The sequence below is a fragment of the Devosia psychrophila genome, from assembly GCF_000971275.1.
Taxonomy (GTDB): Bacteria; Pseudomonadota; Alphaproteobacteria; order Rhizobiales; family Devosiaceae; genus Devosia; species Devosia psychrophila.
Genome location: NZ_LAPV01000056.1, coordinates 20,271 through 39,503, shown reverse-complemented (window position 1 = coordinate 39,503; position 19,233 = coordinate 20,271). Strand labels below are relative to the sequence as shown.

The window sequence follows — 19,233 nt, the reverse complement described above, 5'->3', positions numbered from 1 at the left end:
GGAAGTGATCCCTAATCTTGTGTGAGGCCCCGCCGACATCCGCCGGGGCCACTCGTGCTAGAGATTGAAGTCTTGGTTGGTCAGGGTGTGGTTACCGGCAAGCTCGATGTGGAAATCACCCGCGTTTCCCGCATTCACATTCCCCGACACGATGGTGAAATCACCGTCGCCGCGGCTTTCATGAGTGATCACCAGTTGAGCCGGTGCAGTCGCCGCCTGGCCGCCGATCAGGCTGAAGCGCTGCACCCCCGCAACATCGGCATTGGCGTCGATCCCGGACAGGTCGATCTTGTCGCCGGCCTCGAAGCCAAGGATGGTATCGCCATTAGCAGCAGCCACTGAGCCGAACACGAAGACGTCGTTACCGTCGCCGCCGTCCATGACATTCACCGCCAAGCTGGCGACGATCCGATCGTTCCCAGATCCTGTCGTGATGTTTTCCACGCTGTAGAGAGTATCGGTGCCAGACTGGGCACCCACTACGCTGCCGCGGCCCCCGACGCCGGTTCCAAAGTCGACGGTAACGGCCGCCGTGAGCGAACCAAAATCAAGCGTGTCGATCCCTTCTCCACCATCGTAAGTGTCGTTGCCATCGCCGATATGGCCGATGAACATGTCGTTGCCGGTGCCGCCAAACACGGTGTCGTTGCCGTTCCCGCCGTCGAGCATGTCATTGCCGTCATCGCCGAAAATGCGGTCATTGCCATCTTCGCCGTAGATCAGGTCGGCATCGGCACCGCCCAGCACATCATCATTGCCAGTTCCGCCGAAAACAATGTCACGTCCTGCTCCGGCACCGACAAAGTCGTCGCCTGCATCGGCCGTGATCACGTCCACCCCGGCGCCAGCGACGATATGGTCCGTCCCTGCCATGCCGAAGATCAGGTCCGCACCAGCGGTACCCATCAGCACGTCGCTCGCTAGAGTACCGACGAGCGATCCGCCTACCGGCAGCGGGTTATTGCTGCCTGAACCGGCATCGTCGTCGTCATCGTCGTCGCAACCATCGCCTCCCGGTACTATCGGCTCACCGTCGTCATCATCGCCGTCGTCATCATTGTCAGCATCGCCATCGCCATCGCCGTTGTCGCCGTCGTCCTGGTCTCCGTCGTCCTGATCGTCACCGTCGCCATCGGTATCGTCGCCGTCGTCATTATCCTCGTCGTCACCGATGGGGGTACCGTCACCATCTTCTCCGTCGTCACCGTCCGCGCCGTCATTGAGTTCGTCGGTCTGGAAGATGTGTTCCGGCAGATTGGTCAGCCCGGTATTGCGGGCGATAATGTCGGAGAACCCTTCGCCATCGACAAAGTTCTGATAGAAATCGAAGCCTTCGACGCGATCCAGATAGTAGAACCGATCACCATCCTGCAGACGATCGAACTGATCCTGCAGAACCACCCAGAAGGTCTGGCCGACGACGCCGCCGTTGATGTGCTGCTCAGCCAATCCGCCGAGCCACAGGTCGACGCGATCGATGCCTTTGACAATGCCCGAGCCATCGGCCTGCATCACCAGGATGCCGGGATTGATCGCCGCGAATGCCACGACGTCAGCTGCGGCAACCAGGAGGTCGGGGAAAGCCTGCCGGAACTGATTGATGACCGTCGCACTGAGGCCGTTCCGTGCCTGGAAGTCTTCCCAAGATACATAGGGTGACAGGTCGCCAGCATAGCTGGCCGATTCCTGAACATGGGGATCGTTCGAATTGGCCAGGTCACGGCGGACCTGATTGAGCGTGCCCAAGCCCAGGTCCCAGCCACGGGCCTCGTTGAAGGCGAACAGGTCGGCGTTGATGCGGACCAGGTCATTGCGGATCGCATCGACTAGGTTGAAGTCCACCTCTTCGGCCGGCTGCGTAACGATACCACCGATGATGCTGCCGACGCCGAACTGTTCGTAGCCCGGCTGCGGGAAATACCCATAGGCATTCAATTGCGCCATCGGCAGCGTAAAGGCGTCGGCGTCGTTGCTTGGGTTGAGGAAGGCGTCAAACAGCGAAACCTGGGTCGGATTTCCATCCGCGTCGAGGATGGTCATGGTCTGGCCGATAAGCGAATGGCCAAACCGGAACACCGAAGCGGCAAACTCCTGCGAAATCCCCGGGTTGAGCGTTGGGTCATAGCCATCGAAGCCATGAGTGCTGTCGACACCGCCACGCAGCCCACCGAGCAGCACATCGGCGTATTCGTTGAACACCACTCGCTGGTATTCGGCTTCGTTTACGATCTTGGCGGCCTGGAACAGCTCCTCGGCGGTGCCCTGGAAGCCAGCGGCTTCAAGTGCATCGACATGGAAGTTGTGATTACGGGCCCAGATCGTATGGATCGAGGTGAGCGCATAGTTCTCGTTGGCGCGTCCGTCGCCGGCCACATAATGGTCGAGCACGTTGATGTAGGGGTTGGTGTCGAGCAGCAGCGAATGGCCGCTTCCCATGAAATTGCTGGTCATCGCCGGCAGCATGGCCGGGTTGATGACGCCGCTCGAATTGACCAGACCGGCGAAGTAGGCCTGGAACGCGACCAGGCTTCCATCCGGCATCGCAAACTCCGTATTGTTGGCCCAGTGATGCTCGATGAGTTCGCGCAGCGTCGGCAGCAGCTTGAAATTGGCGTTTGAAGGATCAACGCTCCCCTGCAGCAGATGGGAGGTCAGGCCGCCCTGGCCGTCGCCTTCCCGCAACAGCGCACCGACCAGGGCATTGGAGCCATAGGCCTGGTTCTGGTCGATAAAGGGCGAGGTATGGTTGATGTGAAGCGGAACGCCATTGGCGTCGTAGCCAGCCACCGTACCGCGGCTCAGATCGGCCGGATTGGTCGAGCTCGAGCCGCCAGCGTCGCCAATCTGCACGGTGCCATTGCCGCCTTTGCCCAGAAAGTCCATGCCATGGTCGATATACTGTCCCATCGCCATGAAGAAGATATTGGCGTCGTTGTTGGCATGAGGCAGGTCAGCCTCCTGGGTCCCCAGGATGTTGCTGATATTGCGCGGATCGAGCCCCGCAAAGATCGGGTTGATCGCCAGATTGCCGTTTGCATCAGGCGCACCGTAGTGTGCCGAGGTGATGCGGGTGAATGGCTCATCGGCCGAACCCCAGGTCGGGTTCGCAATATTGTTGCCGTGACCGGACAGATTTCGCACGCCCGTCGTAAGGCCATCGTCCCCGCCGGCCGGCTGCTGGCCATTGATCAGTGCCTTGAGGCCGGAAAGGTCGGATGCGGAATAGTCGAAAGCACCTGTGACCGCGTTACCGCCATTGCTTGGGCCGCTCTCCACGAATTGTGGCGTGCCCGTGCTGGCAAAGGTGATGGAATGAGTGCCGTTTGAGAACGTGGTCGTCCCGTTACCATCGACGGTGGAATGGTAGCTGGCAAGCGATGAGCCCGGAGCCAGGTCAATCACATCCTGCGGACGAAGGTTGCCGACGACGGTGTCATTGCCACCGTTCGAGTGGAAAACGATACGGTGGGCTGACGTCAAGGAAGCGATGTTGACCGTGTCGTTGCCGGCGGTGCCGTTCACCGTGATAGTGCTGAAGTTAAGGCTCGTCGTGGTGAAGTCGCCGGAGACGGTTATCGTATCGCCGCTGCCAGCAGTATTTAGGCCACCTCCGTCATTGGCGGTGACGTTCAGATTGTTAATGCTGATTTCTTCGATGTTGTCGAGTTCGGCGATGACCGTCGTCACCGTCCCGGAGGTACGGGTGATGACAATTTCGGTGTTTGCGTTGAAGGTTGTTCCTAAGCTTGTTTGCAGAGCTGTTCGTATTGCAACGTTTGCGGGTGTGACCGCGTATATCGCAAAGGTTTCTGCGCTAGCGTCGCCATTGACATGAAGGGTGTCGACGTTGGCGCCGCCGTCGATGAAGTCGCGTCCATCGCCCGCCCGCCAAAGGATAAGATCGTTATTGGTACCACCATTGATGGTGTCGTTGTCGGCTCCACCCATAAGGATGTCACTGCCGGCGCCGCCGCTGAGGGAGTCGTTGCCCGCCCAGCCAAAGATCGCCTGGGAGCCCGCGGCACCATTCAGATTGGCGTCTGCTGCGGCGCTGCCTTGCACCACGGTATAGTTGGCCCCTGCAAAACTCAGGGTTTCAATGGAATCAAGAGTATCAGTTCCTTCCGCTCCGGTAAGATCAGTGACGACGATGTTGGCGCCTGACAACGCAAAGCTGGAATTGCTCGCGTTGCCAGCAAACACGGCGGTGTCAGTCCCGGCGCCACCAGTCACACTATCGTTGCCACCAGCACCGGTGAGGACGTTGGCCTGCCCATTCCCAGTCAGCGTGTCATTGAAACCGCCGCCAGTGATGTTTTCGATGCCGATTAACGTATCGATCCCATCTGCACCCGTAGCAGAATTCGTCACCAAGCTGACGCTGACCGAACCCGAGGCATTGGCGTAGGTAACTGTGTCGGTCTGGTTGCCACCGTTGAGCGTATCGTTTCCGGTGCCACCGTTCAGGAGGTCAATGCCGTTGTTCCCGATCAGCAGATCGTCTCCGGCATTTCCAATAAGTGTGTCGGCACCGCCAGCAATAAAAACATTGTTGAAGGTGAGCCCGTTAGAACCGTTGGCGATATCGTCACCGGCCGTGCCGTTAAAGGTAGCGGCAATTGGGCTCGCCCAGTTCGCGCCGGTGGGGCCAGTGGGAGCAGAGAAAAGCTGTTCGGTGTTGCCGTCACCGTCCGTGAAACTTACCCGAGCTCTCAACATCAAGCCAGCTTGAGCATCCAACCCGTTGAAACCGAGTAGGTTGATATCCTGTGGCGTGAAGGTCGAGTTTGTTGCTCCGGCGATATTCGTCCATGTCGTACCGTTGGCGGATGACTGCCACTGGTAGGAAAATGCCCCAAGACCATTAAGATCGGCGATCGAAGCGGTATTGAGCGAAAGTTGCTGCCCCTCGGTCGGCGTGAGGTCACTAATGACAGGAGCGCCGGTGGGTGGCTTGTTGATAGCAATCTCGCCGTCGGCAAATCTTATGCGCTCCATATTGACGAGAGTGTCTACGCCCTCATCGTCGAGGAGTGGGATCCTGGTTACGCCATCGACGTCAAAGATTGGCGCGACAACGTTGTCCGTGACAGTGACCGTACCATTGGCGTTGACCACGATCGAGAAGTCAGCCCGGTTTCCGTGGTAGACGGCCACGTCAACATCCGATGCGAGGACGCCGTCCGTGATCAGTTCGCGCACTGCTTCCAGCTGGCCAGGATTGATCTTGCCGGTGCGCATCAGGTCTGCAAGCGTTTTGCCATCCCAATCGGCGTGGCCGGAGCCGGTCACGATGCTGGTTAGGCCGTCCACCGAAGTTACTGGTATGGACGAAAGGTCCTTGGTGTCGTGCATGGCGATGCGCACGTTGAGCCACCGGTCGCCATCGATCAGATCATTGCCGGCATTGCCGGTGATGGTGTCGCTACCGGCACCGCCCAGCAGAATATCGCCGCCACCGGTAGGATCGAACACTGTGGTGTCGGGCGTCAGACTGCTGAAATGCGCGTTGCGTACGGCCATTGCCGCCACGGTCGCGGCGGATTGACCGATGACGGCGCCGGGCGCCAGCTTGAGGAAATCCTCAAAGTTACGGATCAGTGCAACGTTCTGTGACAACAGGAAGCTGTCCGTGAGGGGACCGCCGATCGGGCCGGTTTGCACGCCGACTGCACCCACCGGTGCGCTGGTGCCGATCAGGGTATCGTTGTGCTTCCAACCGGAAGCGGCTTCCACCGAGTCGTTGCGGTCACGCAGCGTCAGGGCCGTCTGGGTCAGGAAGCGCGAGATGCCCAGATCGATGACGCCATTATTCGGATCGCCCTTCTGGATCGCCCAGTCGAAGCCGAGCATGCCGTTATTGCGCTGGATGCCAGCGCCCTGGACCATGATGTCATCACCCGATTCACCGTCATAGTCGGTGTCGTTGCCCTGGCCGTTCAGGATGTCGTGGCCGATGATCGGCGAGTCGAAGAACAGTTCGGAGTTTTCGCCCGAAAGGCTGTCGAAGCCTTCGCCGCCCTCCAACCAATCGTCGCCTTCATTGCCCAATAGTCCGTCGGGAGCGGTTCCGCCCAGCACGAAGTCGTTGCCCGGACCGGCAAAGACTTCCTTGAAGTCAGTGACGCCCATGATAAAATCCTGGCCTTCGCCGCCAAACAGCAGGTCGAGGCCCGTGTCGGCGACGATCACGTCATCGCCAGCCTCGCCGCGCAGGAAGTCGTCGCCAAATGGGTCCTCGATGATGTCGTCGCCTTCGCCGCCATAGACATGGTCAGATTCCATGCCGGCATTGAGGTAATCGTTGCCGCCGTCGCCCCACAGGGCGTCGATGCCCTTGTCGCCGATCAGAGTGTCATTGCCTTCCGTACCGCCAAGCACAACGTGCTCGCCACCGGAGAACTTCAGCACGCCGCCATCGTAAATCGGCTTGCCATCGGCATCAACTTGCCCGACACGCAGAGTGCCTTGCAGGCGCAGCACTTTGGGATCGATACTCTGCAGGAATGCATCTTCCCAGACCGGGTCGAGCAAGCTGCGATCGTCCGGATTCGTGCCGTCACGTGCAGCAACGCCGCTGTAGTTTTCCTGGCCGGGAATGTTATCAAGCTCCAGGATCATGTCAGCAACCGACATCAAATTGGCTGGCAGGTGGGTGGAGTGAATTTCACCCAGATCGGTATTGCGCATCACCAGATCGGTAAAGGTATTGGGCTCCAGCAGGTTGAGCAGGTTCATGCCTTGCGTGCGGCTCAGGTAGTAGAACCGGTCGCTGTTCTGCAGGTGTTCCATCTGGTATTCGAAGATGTAATTGAATGTAGATCCGAGCTGGCCGCCAAACTCGTTGAGCTCTTCCGCCAGGCCGCCAATCCAAAGGTCGACCGTATTCAGACCACCTAGACTGCCTATAGCTGCAGCGGCAAGTCGAGCAATCGCCGCTGGGTCGCTGCCGCCGGTCGCGTACAGGTCAGATCCATTGAGGAAGGCCAGACGTTCATCATTGCTGTAGGTCACGCCATTGATGGTCACGCCATCGGCGTTGTTGCCATCACCGAGCACCAGCAAGGTCGCAGCGGAGCGCTTGCCCTCGAGTGTCAGGGCTGAAGTAATCGCCTCATGCGTGCCATAGGCGGCGATGAAGTTGATGACTGATAGCGGATGCTTGAGGTGTTGGGCGAAATCGGTCCAGCTGGTATAGGGCTTGACGTCGACAGCGCCGGTCATGGCGTAAATCTGGGCCCGGGAGTCGTTGAGGCTGGGAATGCCGGTTTCGCGGCCGCGGGCGATGTTCAGCGCCGGCAGATCGAGCGGCAGGCCAAGCAGGTTATTGCGGAGGGCTTCGACGACAAACTCGTCGATTTCAGCGCCCACTTCGCGTGACATACCACGGATGATAGAACCAGTGGCTGCCTCATCGTTAACGCCGCTTTTCGAAAATTCGTCAGGATTGAGAAAGGCCTGGATCAAGGTGAGTTGCAAAGGGTCGTCCGCTCCGGGGACGTTGCTGTTGACCAGTGACAAATCACTGTCGAAGCGATCGACCGTGTCCGTCAGCATGGAGTGCCCAAAGCGATACACCGTGTGCGCGAATTCAGCGACGATCGCCGGATTAAGATCCGCGGAGTTGGTAAAAACGAAAGGGTCGACATTGGGCTGAATGCGACGGGCAAACTCTTCGAACACCAGATGCTGATACTGCATTTCGGTGACAAACCGCGCCGCTTGGAACAGGCGCTCGCCATCCCAGTTCAGCGCATCGATGGCGGTTGCCCTGGCTTGACCCGAGAGCGCATTGAGCCCGTCAAGCTCGGCTTGGTCGAGCTCCTGGCGCACGCCGCCAGCACCTGGCGCCAGCCACTCATTGATGGTGGCGAGGTTGCCCGAGGCGATGATGGTGTCCTTGTTGGCCTCAACCAGCCGATTGTGTTCGGAGTGGAAGATGGTGTGGACGGCGGTGAGGCCGATATTCTCGTTGCCGCGTCCGTCGCCGGTGATGAAGTGCTTGTCCAGCAGCTCGTTGTCGTACTGCGTGTTATGGCCTTGACCGTCATTCGGTACTGCATTTCCATTTATGTTATCAGCATCCGCCGCTAACGCGCCCCCGATAACGACGGGACCTGCAGTATTGGCGATGTCATTTAGAAAAGCGTGCCCTGTTCCGACTGTATGCACTACGAAGGTTCCACCCGGATGGGCTACGAAACTGGCTGGAAGATCGGCCAGGGTGATATTGTGTAGATCAAGGCCATGAGCCTTACCTTCGACAGTTAGTAATGTTGTAAATGTTACGCCCGCTACAACCTCGATCACGGTGACCATTACTTGAGCGAAGCCATTCGCCCCAAGAATTATTTTACCGTAAGCATCAACCACGAGTTGAGGAACATCAAGAACATCGCGGTCATCCATAGTCAGGCCTAGTTTTTCTTTGGCCTGATCTTTGACTTCTGCCCAATTGGCAACGCCGCCATTAGCCCCGTTCAGCATCCGCCCCGTGTTGACGGCATAGGAGTCCAAGGCTGTACCCGCGGCAGGCGAATCCACGGTCAGCCGGTATTCGCGCAGGAAAGCCTGATGCGAGGCAGACGAGGTATAGGTCTGATTCTGGTCGATAAAAGGTGTCGTGGTATTCTGTGACTCCGTGCCTGTGGGACTCGGAGTGCCATCCGCATTGAAGCCTGTTGTCCGAGACAAAGCCATAAAGCGGAGGTGAGCTGGCAGGTCATCAGCGGCGCCAGCACCGCCTAAAATGTGATCAGCACCGGCGATCAAGGGGTCATCGGCCTGCAGCGGGATATAGATTGTGCCATTGCCGCCCTTGGTCACCAAATCCAGGCCATGATCGAAGAATTGGCCGAAGAAGGCCATCCAGACGCTGTTGGGCGGCGAAAGTCCGATGTCGGCCGACCGATGCTCGATCAGGATAGAGCCATCCGAGGAAATCTCGAGGCCATTGGCCTCGATAAGTTCCGTCAGTGCTGTCGCAGCACCAGCCTGCGACGTGCCAGTCTCAGCCTGCGACAGTGCAAGCAGATTTGCTGTGGCATCCGTGGAGATACCAGTCGCCAACGTCTGGGCGTTGACGAGATCGTTGAACTGCGCGAACGAAAAGCTGCCGGCGGTCAGCAGGGCGTAACCAGACAGTATGGAGTCGAGGCTCGCCAGGGACGCTTGCACCGTTTGGGCTTCAGATACGACCGCTGCAGAGACGCCGGAGTTGGATTGCAGCGATGCCACTACCGCATCCTGCGCGAGACTTGCTGCGTGCGCCGCCTGGGCGGCATTGTTGACTGCCGTGGCATCATCAGCATCCAGGATGTTGTCGTTCATGCCAGTGCGGAAGGTGGCCAGTTCTGCAAGCAAGCTGCCGAGCGTCGTTTGAACCTGCCCCGCCGCCGCTTCTGCGTTGACATATGCTGTGTGCGTCGCGGTGTTGGCGATCGATATTGCAGCGGCGTCTCTGGCGGCCAAGATTGCATCGGCTGCGGCACTCGGATCGGCCGCCCCTGCTACCAGCAATGCCGCCACCAGCGCCGACTTGTTAGTCAGCGTTTGATCGACGATAAGGTTCGAGATTATGCGAGGGTCGGCGTCAACGACGCTGTGAGAGTTGACCGGCCCAGGGACCGGAGCGGTAGTAGGATTGTAATTGGTGTTGGTCGCAAACAGACCATCTGGAAATCCTGGTGTACCCGGAGGCGCGAGCATGATCGTGTCACCATCCGCATCATTGCTGTACACCGGCGTCAGCAAGCGCGGGAAAATCTGGTCGGCGGCACCGGTCTGGCTTTGACCGGGCAACAGATGATTATTGCTGCCATCGACCGTCCTAAGACCAATTGGCAATAGCGACGCGTCCTGGCCAATAATGTCCACCAGGCTCTCACCGGCGACGTTGCGCTCGGCAACCTTGATCTGCTGGAGGATCTTGTTCAGGTCGCCCATGTCGACGACAAAACTCGTTTCGTACGTTGCCATAACTTACTCTCCCAAACGCCGGGCGTGCAGGCCGCGATGGCCGCTCCCAGGCGAAAATTCGATGCTTCTGAAAGCGGTCGACGGCGAAACGCGGTCAACGACAGCAGGCGGAAGCGACCCCAGTGTTGAGGTCATAGTCCCGCTTATAGGTGCACAGCGTTAGGTCAGGAGGTCCGGCGATAGAGAGGGCACGAAGTCCGTGCAAACATCAGACCTTAGTCCGATGTTTTCCTCAGCCGTAGGTCTTAGGTTCTATTTCACTTCTGATAGCAACAATAGGATTGCTCGCCAGATCATGGTGAACCTGTGGCGAATTGACCTTATCGTATGACGCGCGTTCGTCCCGTGGTTTGTCTACTGATCGTAGAGACATTGAGGCCGGCGTGAGTGACTACGGCACGATAATAAGCAGATGGCGGATTGGTTTGGGCCGCAGGTGGGTCAATCTCAGCCTTGCCAGCCAGGCATCGTTGGCCGGTGGTACAATGTTGGTCGTAGCGCTGGTCCTTTGCGCTCTGGCGATGATGAGCATCGTGACCGAAAACGTCATTACCCAGCGCGCCGCTACGACTGCACTTTTCGTGGATAGCGTTGTTTCGCCCCATCTTCAGGAGCTAGCGACCACCACATTGGTGTCCCCGGAAACCGGCGCTTTTCTTGACGACGTCATGCAGCAACCTGCCTTTATCAGTCGGTTCCCCTATCTCGACGTCTGGCTTTCCGATGGAACCATCGCCTACTCCAACAGCCACGAAATTATCGGTCGACGTTTTCCCTTGCCCCCAGGAGTGAAACAAGCGTTGCAGGGACAGGTGATTGCCTCCTTCACCGAGCTCGGGACGGAGGAACATGTGGGGCGTAATTTCAAGGATGATTACTCCGAAATCTATATCCCGGTTTATCTGGACAAGGCCGGCGAAGTCATCGGCGTTGCCGAAATCCATGAGCTCACGGCTCCGCTCGAAGAGGCCTTGCTGAGATCGACTATTCTGACTTGCCTGGCCGTGCTGGCTACTGCGTCACTCGTATCCGCTGTACTCTTCAGCATCGTCAGACATGGGTCCAAGACCATCGAGCTGCAAAAGGCGAATCTTGCGACTCGATTGCGACAGTCCGAAGCCTTGGCTGCCAAATACCGCAAGACCCGCGAAATCGCTCGAAAAGCGTCAAAAAGTGCTACGGAAATTACAGACCGATACCTGCGCACACTCCAGGCCGACCTGCATGATGGTCCCGTGCAACTGATTGCTCTTGCGCTGCTCAATTTGGGCTCGGTGCGCAGCACAAGGCTGAAGGAGGATCGATCAAAGCGGCTGGCCGATATAGAGGAAGCACTATCTGAAGCACTTGGCGAGGTGCGCGATATCGCAACCGGGATGACCCTGCCTGAAATCCGGGACCTCGATCTGGGCGCGCTGATTGCAAAGGCGCTTTTGCACTCATCGGCCGGCGGCACAAAGATCGTTGCCGAAATCTCCGTAGGCGAGGTGCGAGCGCCCTATCCAGTCAATCTATGTGTCTATCGGTTCTGCCAAGAGGGACTGTCAAACGCTCTTCGTCACGGAGTACCTGGAACAACTAAAATGGCTGCAACGGTTATCGATGGGAAAATCCAGGTGGCTATTTCAAACCGAGTCCGCCAGAATCCGGATTCTGCTGTCGCCCGCGAGCGCTTTGCCCTCGGGCTCGACGGACTAGAGGCGAGAGTTACCAGTTTTGGTGGGAACTTCTCATTCGAAAAGGACACCCAGCAGGCAACTTTGTTCATGGCGCTGGAAATTGTTGAATAACTTATCGACCAGCTTTAATTCACGCACCCTCGGCAATAAGCATTTGCCCGAGGCGCCGACGAATATCTCCAGCCGAAGTGCCGATTGCCAGCAAGATCCGACGTCATGAGACGCAGGCGCCGACGATTGCCCGTCCTCGTGTGCTGCTTTGCGATAGAATAGGGACAGCCACCCATCACGTGGACGAGCAACTGACACTGGATACTGATGAGGCACGATCGGGCAGAATGACCGCAGATGAGCGTGACAACGGCTTTGCATCTGCTCGAAGAAAACAAACTTATCTATTCACACCGCGAACTGGTGACGGCTCGGGGCCGGATTTGGGTGTGGCTGCTGAGTAGCGGCCTTGCTCGTCCAATCAAAAAAAGGCCCGTACTGAGCGGGCCTTTTGAATTCGATTGAGCGGAGCTATTGCCGCGAGAAGCGCAGGCGGCCGATTTCGTCGTATTCCTGCTGTTCGATTTTCAGCTGCTCGTCCTTCTCGCGCTGATGCTCGCGCTGGTCGAGAAGCTCGACCTTTTTGAGATCTTCGAGAGCCTCGGCCAGGCCATCCTGGGCTGCTTCAAGCTTGCCCTTCATGTCGCTGGCAGAATTGAGCAAGTTGTCGCGGCGCGTCAGCGCGGCCTTGGCAAAGGTCGAATAGGCGAAATGCGCCACATCCGAAATGCCCGTCTTGGTCTGCTCGATTTCGATCTGCTGGTCGAGCTCGGACGCCATGCGCTCGAAATCGCTAATCATCATTTCGATCTGCGCGACCTGACGGCGCTTCTCGTCCACCTGGAACTTCTTGAGCCGAATGAGGCTCTCGCTGCGCGATTTCAAGACCTGTACTCCTTACACACCAAGTCAGTTCCGGGACGCAAACACCGCCCCATCAGCCTGCCGCGCCCGCTTGCTCCATGATCACCTTGAGCATTTCATAGCCCTCGGCAATCGATGTCGTATCCTCCCGGCTTTGACTTAGAAAAGCCTCAAGCGCCGGATTGATTGCGATCGCGCGGTCCACTTTCGGATCTGACCCTTTCCGGTAAGCCCCCAGCCGGATCAGTTCCTCCATGTCCGAGAAAATGGACATGAGCTCTCTTGCCTTCGCCAGGACCGGCCGAAATTCGGTCGGGACACACCCTGGCATGGTGCGCGAGATGGACCGGAGCACGTTGACTGCAGGGTAACGACCCCGTTCCGCAATCCCGCGCTCCATCACGATGTGACCATCGAGAATACCGCGTACGGCATCCGCAATGGGCTCATTGTGATCATCACCTTCCACCAAAACGGTAAATAGACCCGTAATAGAACCGGTCGTAGGCGTGCCTGGACCCGCTCTTTCGAGCAATCGTGGCAATTCCGTGAAAACTGTCGGTGGATAACCCTTCGCGGTGGGCGGTTCGCCGATGGCGAGGCCGATTTCGCGCTGCGCCATGGCAAAGCGCGTCAGGCTGTCCATCATGCACAGGACGCGCTTGCCCTGGTCGCGGAAGAACTCGCTGAGGGCCAGCGACATATAGGCCGCCTGCCGTCGCATCAAAGCCGCCTCGTCCGAGGTGGCGACCACCACCACGGCCCGCGCCAGGCCTTCCTCGCCCAGATATTCCTGAACGAACTCATGCACTTCGCGGCCCCGCTCGCCAATCAGCCCGATTACCGAGACGTCGACATCGGTATTGCGCGCCAGCATCGACATCAGCACCGACTTGCCGACGCCAGATCCGGCAAAGATGCCCATACGCTGGCCTTCGCACAGCGTCGTAAAGGTATTGAGGCAGCGCACGCCGAGATTAAGCGGACCACCCACCCGCACGCGGTCGTGCGCCAGCAGCGGGTCCTGCCGAAGTGGGAACGCTTTGGCGCCGCGCGGCAATGGTCCCTTGCCGTCGATCGGCTCGCCATTGGCATTGATCACCCGGCCCAGCCAAGCCTCGGACGGGAATGCTGCGCCGTCGTGGCGCTGGAACACCGCCTTGCATCCCATCCGGACGCCACCCAGTTGGCCGAACGGCAGGCACAGGGCATGTCCCCCCTTGAAGCCGATGATCTCGGCCGCCAATTGCTCATTATTGACCGTCTCGATCTGCACCCGACCACCGACGCGCAACTCGCGCACCGGCCCGACGATCTCGATCAGCAGGCCCTGCACCGATTTGACTCGGCCGAACACCTCGATGTCGTCGATCGCGTCAATAGCAGAGATCAGTGCCTTCATAATGCGTTCAGGTTCCGTTCATCGCCACGGTCGGTTTATGGTTTCCAACGGGCTCGATTCGAGGACATTTTCGAATCACACCGTAACCCATTGTTAAGCAAATGGCGCTATTTGAGGACTTGGCCCGGTCTGTCCGCTGCATTGCGTCGATACCCCGCCAACCCCCCATACAGCTACGATTGCGCGAGTCGGATGAGTCGCTTAGAACGTCTACTTAAACCATTTTGTTAAGAAAAATTGATAAGATTAACCCATAATTTTCAATGACTTAGACTTAATTCATACTAACACCGTTTGCGTATTGCCGAACCGAATTAAACTTTGTTAACTATTTGAGCTTAGGGTTCAGTCATATCCAGTAGGGTTGGCGTGGCAGTCCAGGTCCACGGTTCCAGCAGGAACGAAATGACAAGGGGAATATAATGCGGGTACTCCTTATTGAGGACGACAGCGCGACTGCGCAGAGCATCGAACTGATGCTGAAGTCCGAAAGCTTCAACGTCTACACCACCGATCTCGGTGAAGAAGGTGTCGATCTCGGCAAGTTGTATGACTACGACATCATACTGTTAGACTTGAACTTACCCGACATGAGCGGCTACGAAGTCTTGCGGACATTGCGCGTCGCCAAGGTGCAGACGCCAATATTGATCCTGTCCGGTCTGGCCGGCATTGAGGACAAGGTCCGCGGTCTCGGCTTCGGCGCCGACGACTACATGACCAAGCCGTTCCACAAGGACGAACTCGTGGCCCGCATCCACGCCATCGTCCGTCGTTCCAAGGGCCATGCTCAGTCAGTCATCTCGACCGGCGAACTGACCGTCAACCTGGACACCAAAACCGTCGAAGTGCACACCCAACGCGTGCACCTCACCGGCAAGGAATACCAGATGCTGGAGCTGCTCTCCCTCCGCAAGGGTACGACGCTCACCAAGGAAATGTTCCTCAATCACCTCTATGGTGGCATGGACGAACCCGAACTCAAGATCATCGACGTGTTCATCTGCAAGCTACGCAAGAAGCTCTCTGTTGCGACCGGCGGCAAGAATTACATCGAAACCGTCTGGGGCCGCGGCTATGTGCTGCGCGAGCCCGACGTTGACGAAGGCTACAACGAGAACGTTGCCTAAGGACCTACCTCCCCTGTCGAACTTTGCCCCGCGTGACGCAAGTCGCGTGGGGTTTTTATTTGGGCGGAGGAAGTGTTTGCTCGCAGCGGTTTATGCTGGTTTCATCGGGCCATGAGCCCCAAATCCGAAACCCATCGCGTCATCAACACGGTCTGGAAGTCCGAGCAGCCCCGGCTGATCGCCAGCCTGACGCGCATGCTGCGCGATATCTCGCTAGCCGAGGAAATGGCGCAGGATGCCTTGCTGGTCGCGCTGAAGAAATGGCCGGAAACCGGCATTCCGAGCAATCCCGGTGCCTGGCTGATGCAAACCGCCAAGCGCCGCGCCATCGACTATTTCCGCCACCGCAAGATGGCGTCGACCAAGCTCGAAGAGGTCGGCCGCATCATCGAGGACAATACGCCGGACCATGAGGCGGACCTGGTTGAGGCGCTGGATGACGAGGTCGGCGACGACCTCCTGCGGCTGATCTTCACCGCCTGCCACCCCATCCTGCCGGCCGAATCGCGTGTCGCGCTCACCCTCCGGCTGCTGGGTGGCCTGACGACCGAGGAGATAGCCCGAGCGTTCCTTGCGACGGAATCAACCATCGGCCAACGTATTGTCCGCGCCAAAAAAACCATCGCCGATGCCGGCATTCCCTTCGAAGTGCCGCGTGGCGAAGAGCGCGCCGAACGGCTGGGCTCGGTACTCGGGGTACTTTATCTGATCTTTAACGAGGGCTATTCGGCCACCGCCGGCGATGACCTGATGCGGCCGCAACTCTGCGACGAAGCCATCCGCCTCAGCCTAGTGCTGGCCCGCCTGGCGCCCGGAGATTCCGAGGTGCATGCCCTATTGGCGCTGATGGAAATCCAGGCCTCGCGCACCTCGGCGCGCACGGATGCCAAAGGCCAGCCGGTGCTGTTGCTGGATCAGGACCGGTTGCGCTGGGATCAACTGCTGATCCAGCATGGCTTGACATCGCTACAACAAGCCATTGATCTAAAAGGAGAAAATGAGCCATATGCCCTACAGGCTGCCATTGCCGCCTGTCATGCCCGTGCTCAAAAGGCCGGTGATACCGACTGGCCGCGCATCGCAGCGCTCTATGCCGTGCTGGCGCAAGTGACCCCATCGCCGGTTATCGAACTGAACCGCGCCGTGGCGATTTCCATGGCTGAAGGCCCTAGCGCCGCGTTAGCACTAATCGACACCATCAAAGACAGCCCGGCGCTGCAGAACTATCATCTGCTCTATGGCGTGCGCGGCGATATGCTGAGCAAGCTGGGCCGCCACACCGAGGCCATGCTGGAATTCCGCAAGGCGGCCGAACTGACGCGAAACGAGCGTGAAAAGGCCTACCTGCTTGGCCGCGCTGAGGAAAAAAACATCGTTTAGGATTTTTCCTTGGCCGCACGACGGCATCGGTCGGAGCAGTATTTTATCTCATCCCAAACCCGCGCCCACTTCTTGCGCCAATCGAAGGGGCGGCCGCAGGTAACGCAGATCTTGTGCGGGAGATTTTGCTTTTTGTGCATGTGGTCTTGTCCTGTCGCACCGCAGGCTGGGGCTTTTAGCTAGGCGGCGCGATCGCGCATTTCGAATTTCGCCTCGAGAATGATGCGATCGAACGGCTTCATCATGTAGTCGCTGGCGCCCGCTTTGAGCGCCATGGCGATGGCGCCGATATCGTTTTCGACCGTGCAGAACACGATGTGCGGCTTGTCGCCACCGAGGTAAGCCCTTAGCAGCTTTAAGAATTCCAGCCCGCTCATGATCGGCATGTTCCAGTCGAGCAGGATGGCGTCGGGCATTTCCTGACGGCATTTGTCGAAGGCGTCCTGACCGTCTTCGGCTTCATCGACGATATAGTCCATGTCTTCGAGGATGCGGCGCGCGACTTTGCGCACCACACTCGAATCATCGACGATGAGGCAGGATTTCATGGCCGTTATGGCTCCGCGGAGGCTGACGCTTCCCTCGATCATGAGGGACACATCCTAGGAATTGGTTAGCACTATGCGAGCGTTTTAGCCGCCATTCCCTCACGCGGAGGGCGTTTCCAGTGCCGCCTCGACCTTGGCCTTGGGTGTCGCGGTCAGGAAAAACATGTCGCTCTCGATGCCGATATTGACCTCCATGTCGGTCATGCGGGCGAGCAGGCCGGTATAGAACGGCTGGATGCCCCGTGCGTCGACGAAGCCCTCGTCCGGCGTGCCGGCAAGCAGGCCAGCGGCGCCGGAAGGGATCAGGGTCTTCTGACGTTTTTCGGGGTCGCTCTTGGATGTAAATTCGAAACGCTCATTGCCGGCATCGCCAAGGATCGCAGCGGTGACGTGGCCACCGCGCGGCACCGACATGGCGGCGATGAGCAGCAGGTTCATGAACAGCTTGGCCTTATGCTTGGGCAAAAGGATCAGCGGCACGTTCCATTCGAGGTCCGCTTTTTCAATTTCGAACTGGATGCGGGCGACGCGCTCGCATTCGCGGGTGTCGATATCGGTGCCTGCGGTCGACGATGCGCCGTAGGCGAGGCGGGCGAACTCGAGCTTGGCGCGGCTCTGACGGGCGGCGCTGGCAATCAGGTCGCGCGCGCCTTCCGCCATTTCGCCCTGGTTGGGATCGGCCAGCACTTCAAGACCGTTGCCGATCGCCCCGATCGGGTTGATCAGGTCGTGGCAGACCCTGGAACACAGCATGGCCGCGAGGTCGGTTGCCTTGAGCTCGATGATGTCCATGCCGGCACTCTCCGTAAGAATCAATTCTGCCGACATTACGGGCTGGACGGTAAATTGGACATGAAGTTGGGGGCATTTTCTCGCCATGCCTGGCGTAAAAACCTAGTTGATCGAGAGGTTTTTGGAGAGGTTCAGCCAGTTGGCCTCGGCCGCCATCGCCGCCTCATCGGGAGCCAGCACGAACGCCTCGCGGCCTGAAGCCGAGTAGAACAGGTAAACCCGCTGCTTGAACACGGTATACATCTTGGGATCGCTATCCGAGACGTAGCCGCGCGCCACACCCATGGCGCCGTGGCCTCCAAACTGCGGCACGTAGATTTCGGGTGCCGATTTGAAGATGTCGCGATTGGCCTCCGTGGCGAAATGCCAAGGCACGTTCTGCCAGACGTATTCATAGTCGCCACGACCCAGCAGTGGCACGGGCTCGGTAAAGTAGCTCACCGGATCCCAGCCATAGATGCCGACGCCGGTCAGCGGATCGGTCACATACATCGTGACCACGGACTGCGCCCGGGCCGGCAATACGGCAGCCGACACCATGCCTAAAAGCGGCAAAACAAAGGCAAGCATGGTTAAGATTTGTTTAGAGATTTGCTTCATCATCGACCTAACGATCGGCGCGCCCGCGACTAATGTTCGCCACGAAGTTACGGTTCAAGCCTTAACGACTTCGTACTGACGGCACGTCAATCCTCGGGAGACTTAGATGTTCAAGCGCCTCGCCCTCCTTATCGCCCTGGTGTCCGCCTTTGCCGCGCCAATCCCCGTGGCCTTCGCGCAGGGCTCGCTCAGCGATAGCTTTTCGGGCGAGGAACTGGTCGATGACGGTCGCGCCTTCTTTGGTTCGACCTCGCAGGGCCTCGCCTCGCTGGTCGAGCGTGCGGTCAGCCAGTTCGGCCTGCCCAATGGTTATGTCCTCGGCGAAGATGCCGGTGGCGCCCTGTTTGCCGGCGCCCGCTATGGCGAGGGCGTTCTGCACACCCGCAATGCCGGTGAGTTCAACGTGTATTGGCAGGGCCCGTCCATCGGCTTCGATATCGGCGGCGACGGCTCCAAGGTTATGATGCTGGTGTATAACCTCAACCAGATCCAGGACGTGCTCGGCCGCTTCGCCGGCGTCGATGGCTCAGCCTATGTGCTGGGCGGCTTCGGTATGACGGTGATCAAGCGGTCCAACGTGGTCATGGTGCCGATCCGCTCAGGTGTCGGCGCCCGTCTCGGCATCAATGTCGGATATTTGAAGTTTACCAATGAGCCAACGTGGAACCCGTTCTGATCTATTGATGGATCGGAGTACCCCCACCCAACCTCCCCCTGACAGGGGGAGGTTGGGTGGGAGTACCCTCTAACAAGAACCCTTCCTGCACATATTTATCCACCCACGCATCTCGCCACCCTGTTCCGCGTTA

11 protein-coding genes are annotated in these 19,233 nt (G+C 58.6%); 4 read left to right on the top strand and 7 right to left on the bottom strand.

Annotation, left to right across the window (positions count from 1 at the left end):
• Positions 1 to 57: 57 nt before the first annotated feature.
• Positions 58 to 9,978: a peroxidase family protein gene (locus tag WH91_RS04450; RefSeq protein ID WP_052952585.1), complete on the bottom strand. Its 9,921-nt coding sequence runs from the start codon at positions 9,976 to 9,978 to the stop codon at positions 58 to 60.
• 383 nt (positions 9,979 to 10,361) lie between these two features.
• On the opposite strand from WH91_RS04450, the gene WH91_RS04445 reads away from it, so the two are divergent.
• The gene (locus tag WH91_RS04445; RefSeq protein WP_046169810.1) at positions 10,362 to 11,768 is read left to right on the top strand and encodes a sensor histidine kinase; all 1,407 of its coding nucleotides are present in this window, start codon (positions 10,362 to 10,364) and stop codon (positions 11,766 to 11,768) included.
• A gap of 411 nt (positions 11,769 to 12,179) precedes the next feature.
• On the opposite strand, the gene fliJ is transcribed toward WH91_RS04445, so the two are convergent.
• Positions 12,180 to 12,593 (bottom strand): flagellar export protein FliJ, encoded by a 414-nt coding sequence (gene fliJ / locus WH91_RS04440; RefSeq protein ID WP_046169809.1) that lies wholly within the window; start codon positions 12,591 to 12,593, stop codon positions 12,180 to 12,182.
• A 52-nt stretch (positions 12,594 to 12,645) separates the two neighbouring features.
• The gene (fliI, locus tag WH91_RS04435; RefSeq protein ID WP_046169808.1) at positions 12,646 to 13,974 is read right to left on the bottom strand and encodes a flagellar protein export ATPase FliI; all 1,329 of its coding nucleotides are present in this window, start codon (positions 13,972 to 13,974) and stop codon (positions 12,646 to 12,648) included.
• Positions 13,975 to 14,396: 422 nt separating this feature from the next.
• Between fliI and ctrA the strand changes: the two genes are divergently transcribed.
• Together ctrA and WH91_RS04425 are read left to right on the top strand one after the other, a co-directional pair.
• Positions 14,397 to 15,104 (top strand): response regulator transcription factor CtrA, encoded by a 708-nt coding sequence (ctrA, locus tag WH91_RS04430; protein ID WP_046169807.1) that lies wholly within the window; start codon positions 14,397 to 14,399, stop codon positions 15,102 to 15,104.
• A 111-nt stretch (positions 15,105 to 15,215) separates the two neighbouring features.
• Positions 15,216 to 16,484 (top strand): RNA polymerase sigma factor, encoded by a 1,269-nt coding sequence (locus WH91_RS04425; protein ID WP_046169806.1) that lies wholly within the window; start codon positions 15,216 to 15,218, stop codon positions 16,482 to 16,484.
• Here WH91_RS04425 and WH91_RS23145 read toward each other — a convergent pair.
• From WH91_RS23145 to WH91_RS04410, 4 genes are all read right to left on the bottom strand, one after another.
• Positions 16,481 to 16,624 (bottom strand): DUF2256 domain-containing protein, encoded by a 144-nt coding sequence (locus WH91_RS23145; RefSeq protein WP_074797673.1) that lies wholly within the window; start codon positions 16,622 to 16,624, stop codon positions 16,481 to 16,483. The genes WH91_RS04425 and WH91_RS23145 overlap by 4 nt on opposite strands.
• 39 nt (positions 16,625 to 16,663) lie before the next feature.
• Positions 16,664 to 17,032, bottom strand: a complete 369-nt coding sequence (locus tag WH91_RS04420) for a response regulator (RefSeq protein ID WP_046169831.1) — start codon at positions 17,030 to 17,032, stop codon at positions 16,664 to 16,666.
• 99 nt (positions 17,033 to 17,131) lie between these two features.
• The gene (gene chpT, locus WH91_RS04415; RefSeq protein ID WP_046169805.1) at positions 17,132 to 17,824 is read right to left on the bottom strand and encodes a histidine phosphotransferase ChpT; all 693 of its coding nucleotides are present in this window, start codon (positions 17,822 to 17,824) and stop codon (positions 17,132 to 17,134) included.
• A gap of 102 nt (positions 17,825 to 17,926) precedes the next feature.
• Complete coding sequence (locus WH91_RS04410) at positions 17,927 to 18,394, bottom strand: YHS domain-containing (seleno)protein (protein ID WP_052952584.1); 468 nt, start codon at positions 18,392 to 18,394, stop codon at positions 17,927 to 17,929.
• A 136-nt stretch (positions 18,395 to 18,530) separates the two neighbouring features.
• On the opposite strand from WH91_RS04410, the gene WH91_RS04405 reads away from it, so the two are divergent.
• Entirely contained in the window at positions 18,531 to 19,100 is a 570-nt protein-coding gene (locus WH91_RS04405) for a DUF1134 domain-containing protein (protein WP_046169804.1), read from the top strand.
• Positions 19,101 to 19,233: the final 133 nt, after the last annotated feature.

What these genes read in the sequence shown, in the direction of transcription:
- WH91_RS04450 (WP_052952585.1), bottom strand. Translation starts at nt 9,978, where the DNA reads ATGGCAACGTACGAAACGAGTTTTGTCGTCGACATGGGCGACCTGAAC.
- fliI (WP_046169808.1), bottom strand. Translation starts at nt 13,974, where the DNA reads ATGAAGGCACTGATCTCTGCTATTGACGCGATCGACGACATCGAGGTG.
- ctrA (WP_046169807.1), top strand. Translation starts at nt 14,397, where the DNA reads ATGCGGGTACTCCTTATTGAGGACGACAGCGCGACTGCGCAGAGCATC.
- WH91_RS04425 (WP_046169806.1), top strand. Translation starts at nt 15,216, where the DNA reads ATGAGCCCCAAATCCGAAACCCATCGCGTCATCAACACGGTCTGGAAG.
- WH91_RS23145 (WP_074797673.1), bottom strand. Translation starts at nt 16,624, where the DNA reads ATGCACAAAAAGCAAAATCTCCCGCACAAGATCTGCGTTACCTGCGGC.
- WH91_RS04420 (WP_046169831.1), bottom strand. Translation starts at nt 17,032, where the DNA reads ATGAAATCCTGCCTCATCGTCGATGATTCGAGTGTGGTGCGCAAAGTC.
- chpT (WP_046169805.1), bottom strand. Translation starts at nt 17,824, where the DNA reads ATGGACATCATCGAGCTCAAGGCAACCGACCTCGCGGCCATGCTGTGT.
- WH91_RS04410 (WP_052952584.1), bottom strand. Translation starts at nt 18,394, where the DNA reads ATGCTTGCCTTTGTTTTGCCGCTTTTAGGCATGGTGTCGGCTGCCGTA.
- WH91_RS04405 (WP_046169804.1), top strand. Translation starts at nt 18,531, where the DNA reads ATGTTCAAGCGCCTCGCCCTCCTTATCGCCCTGGTGTCCGCCTTTGCC.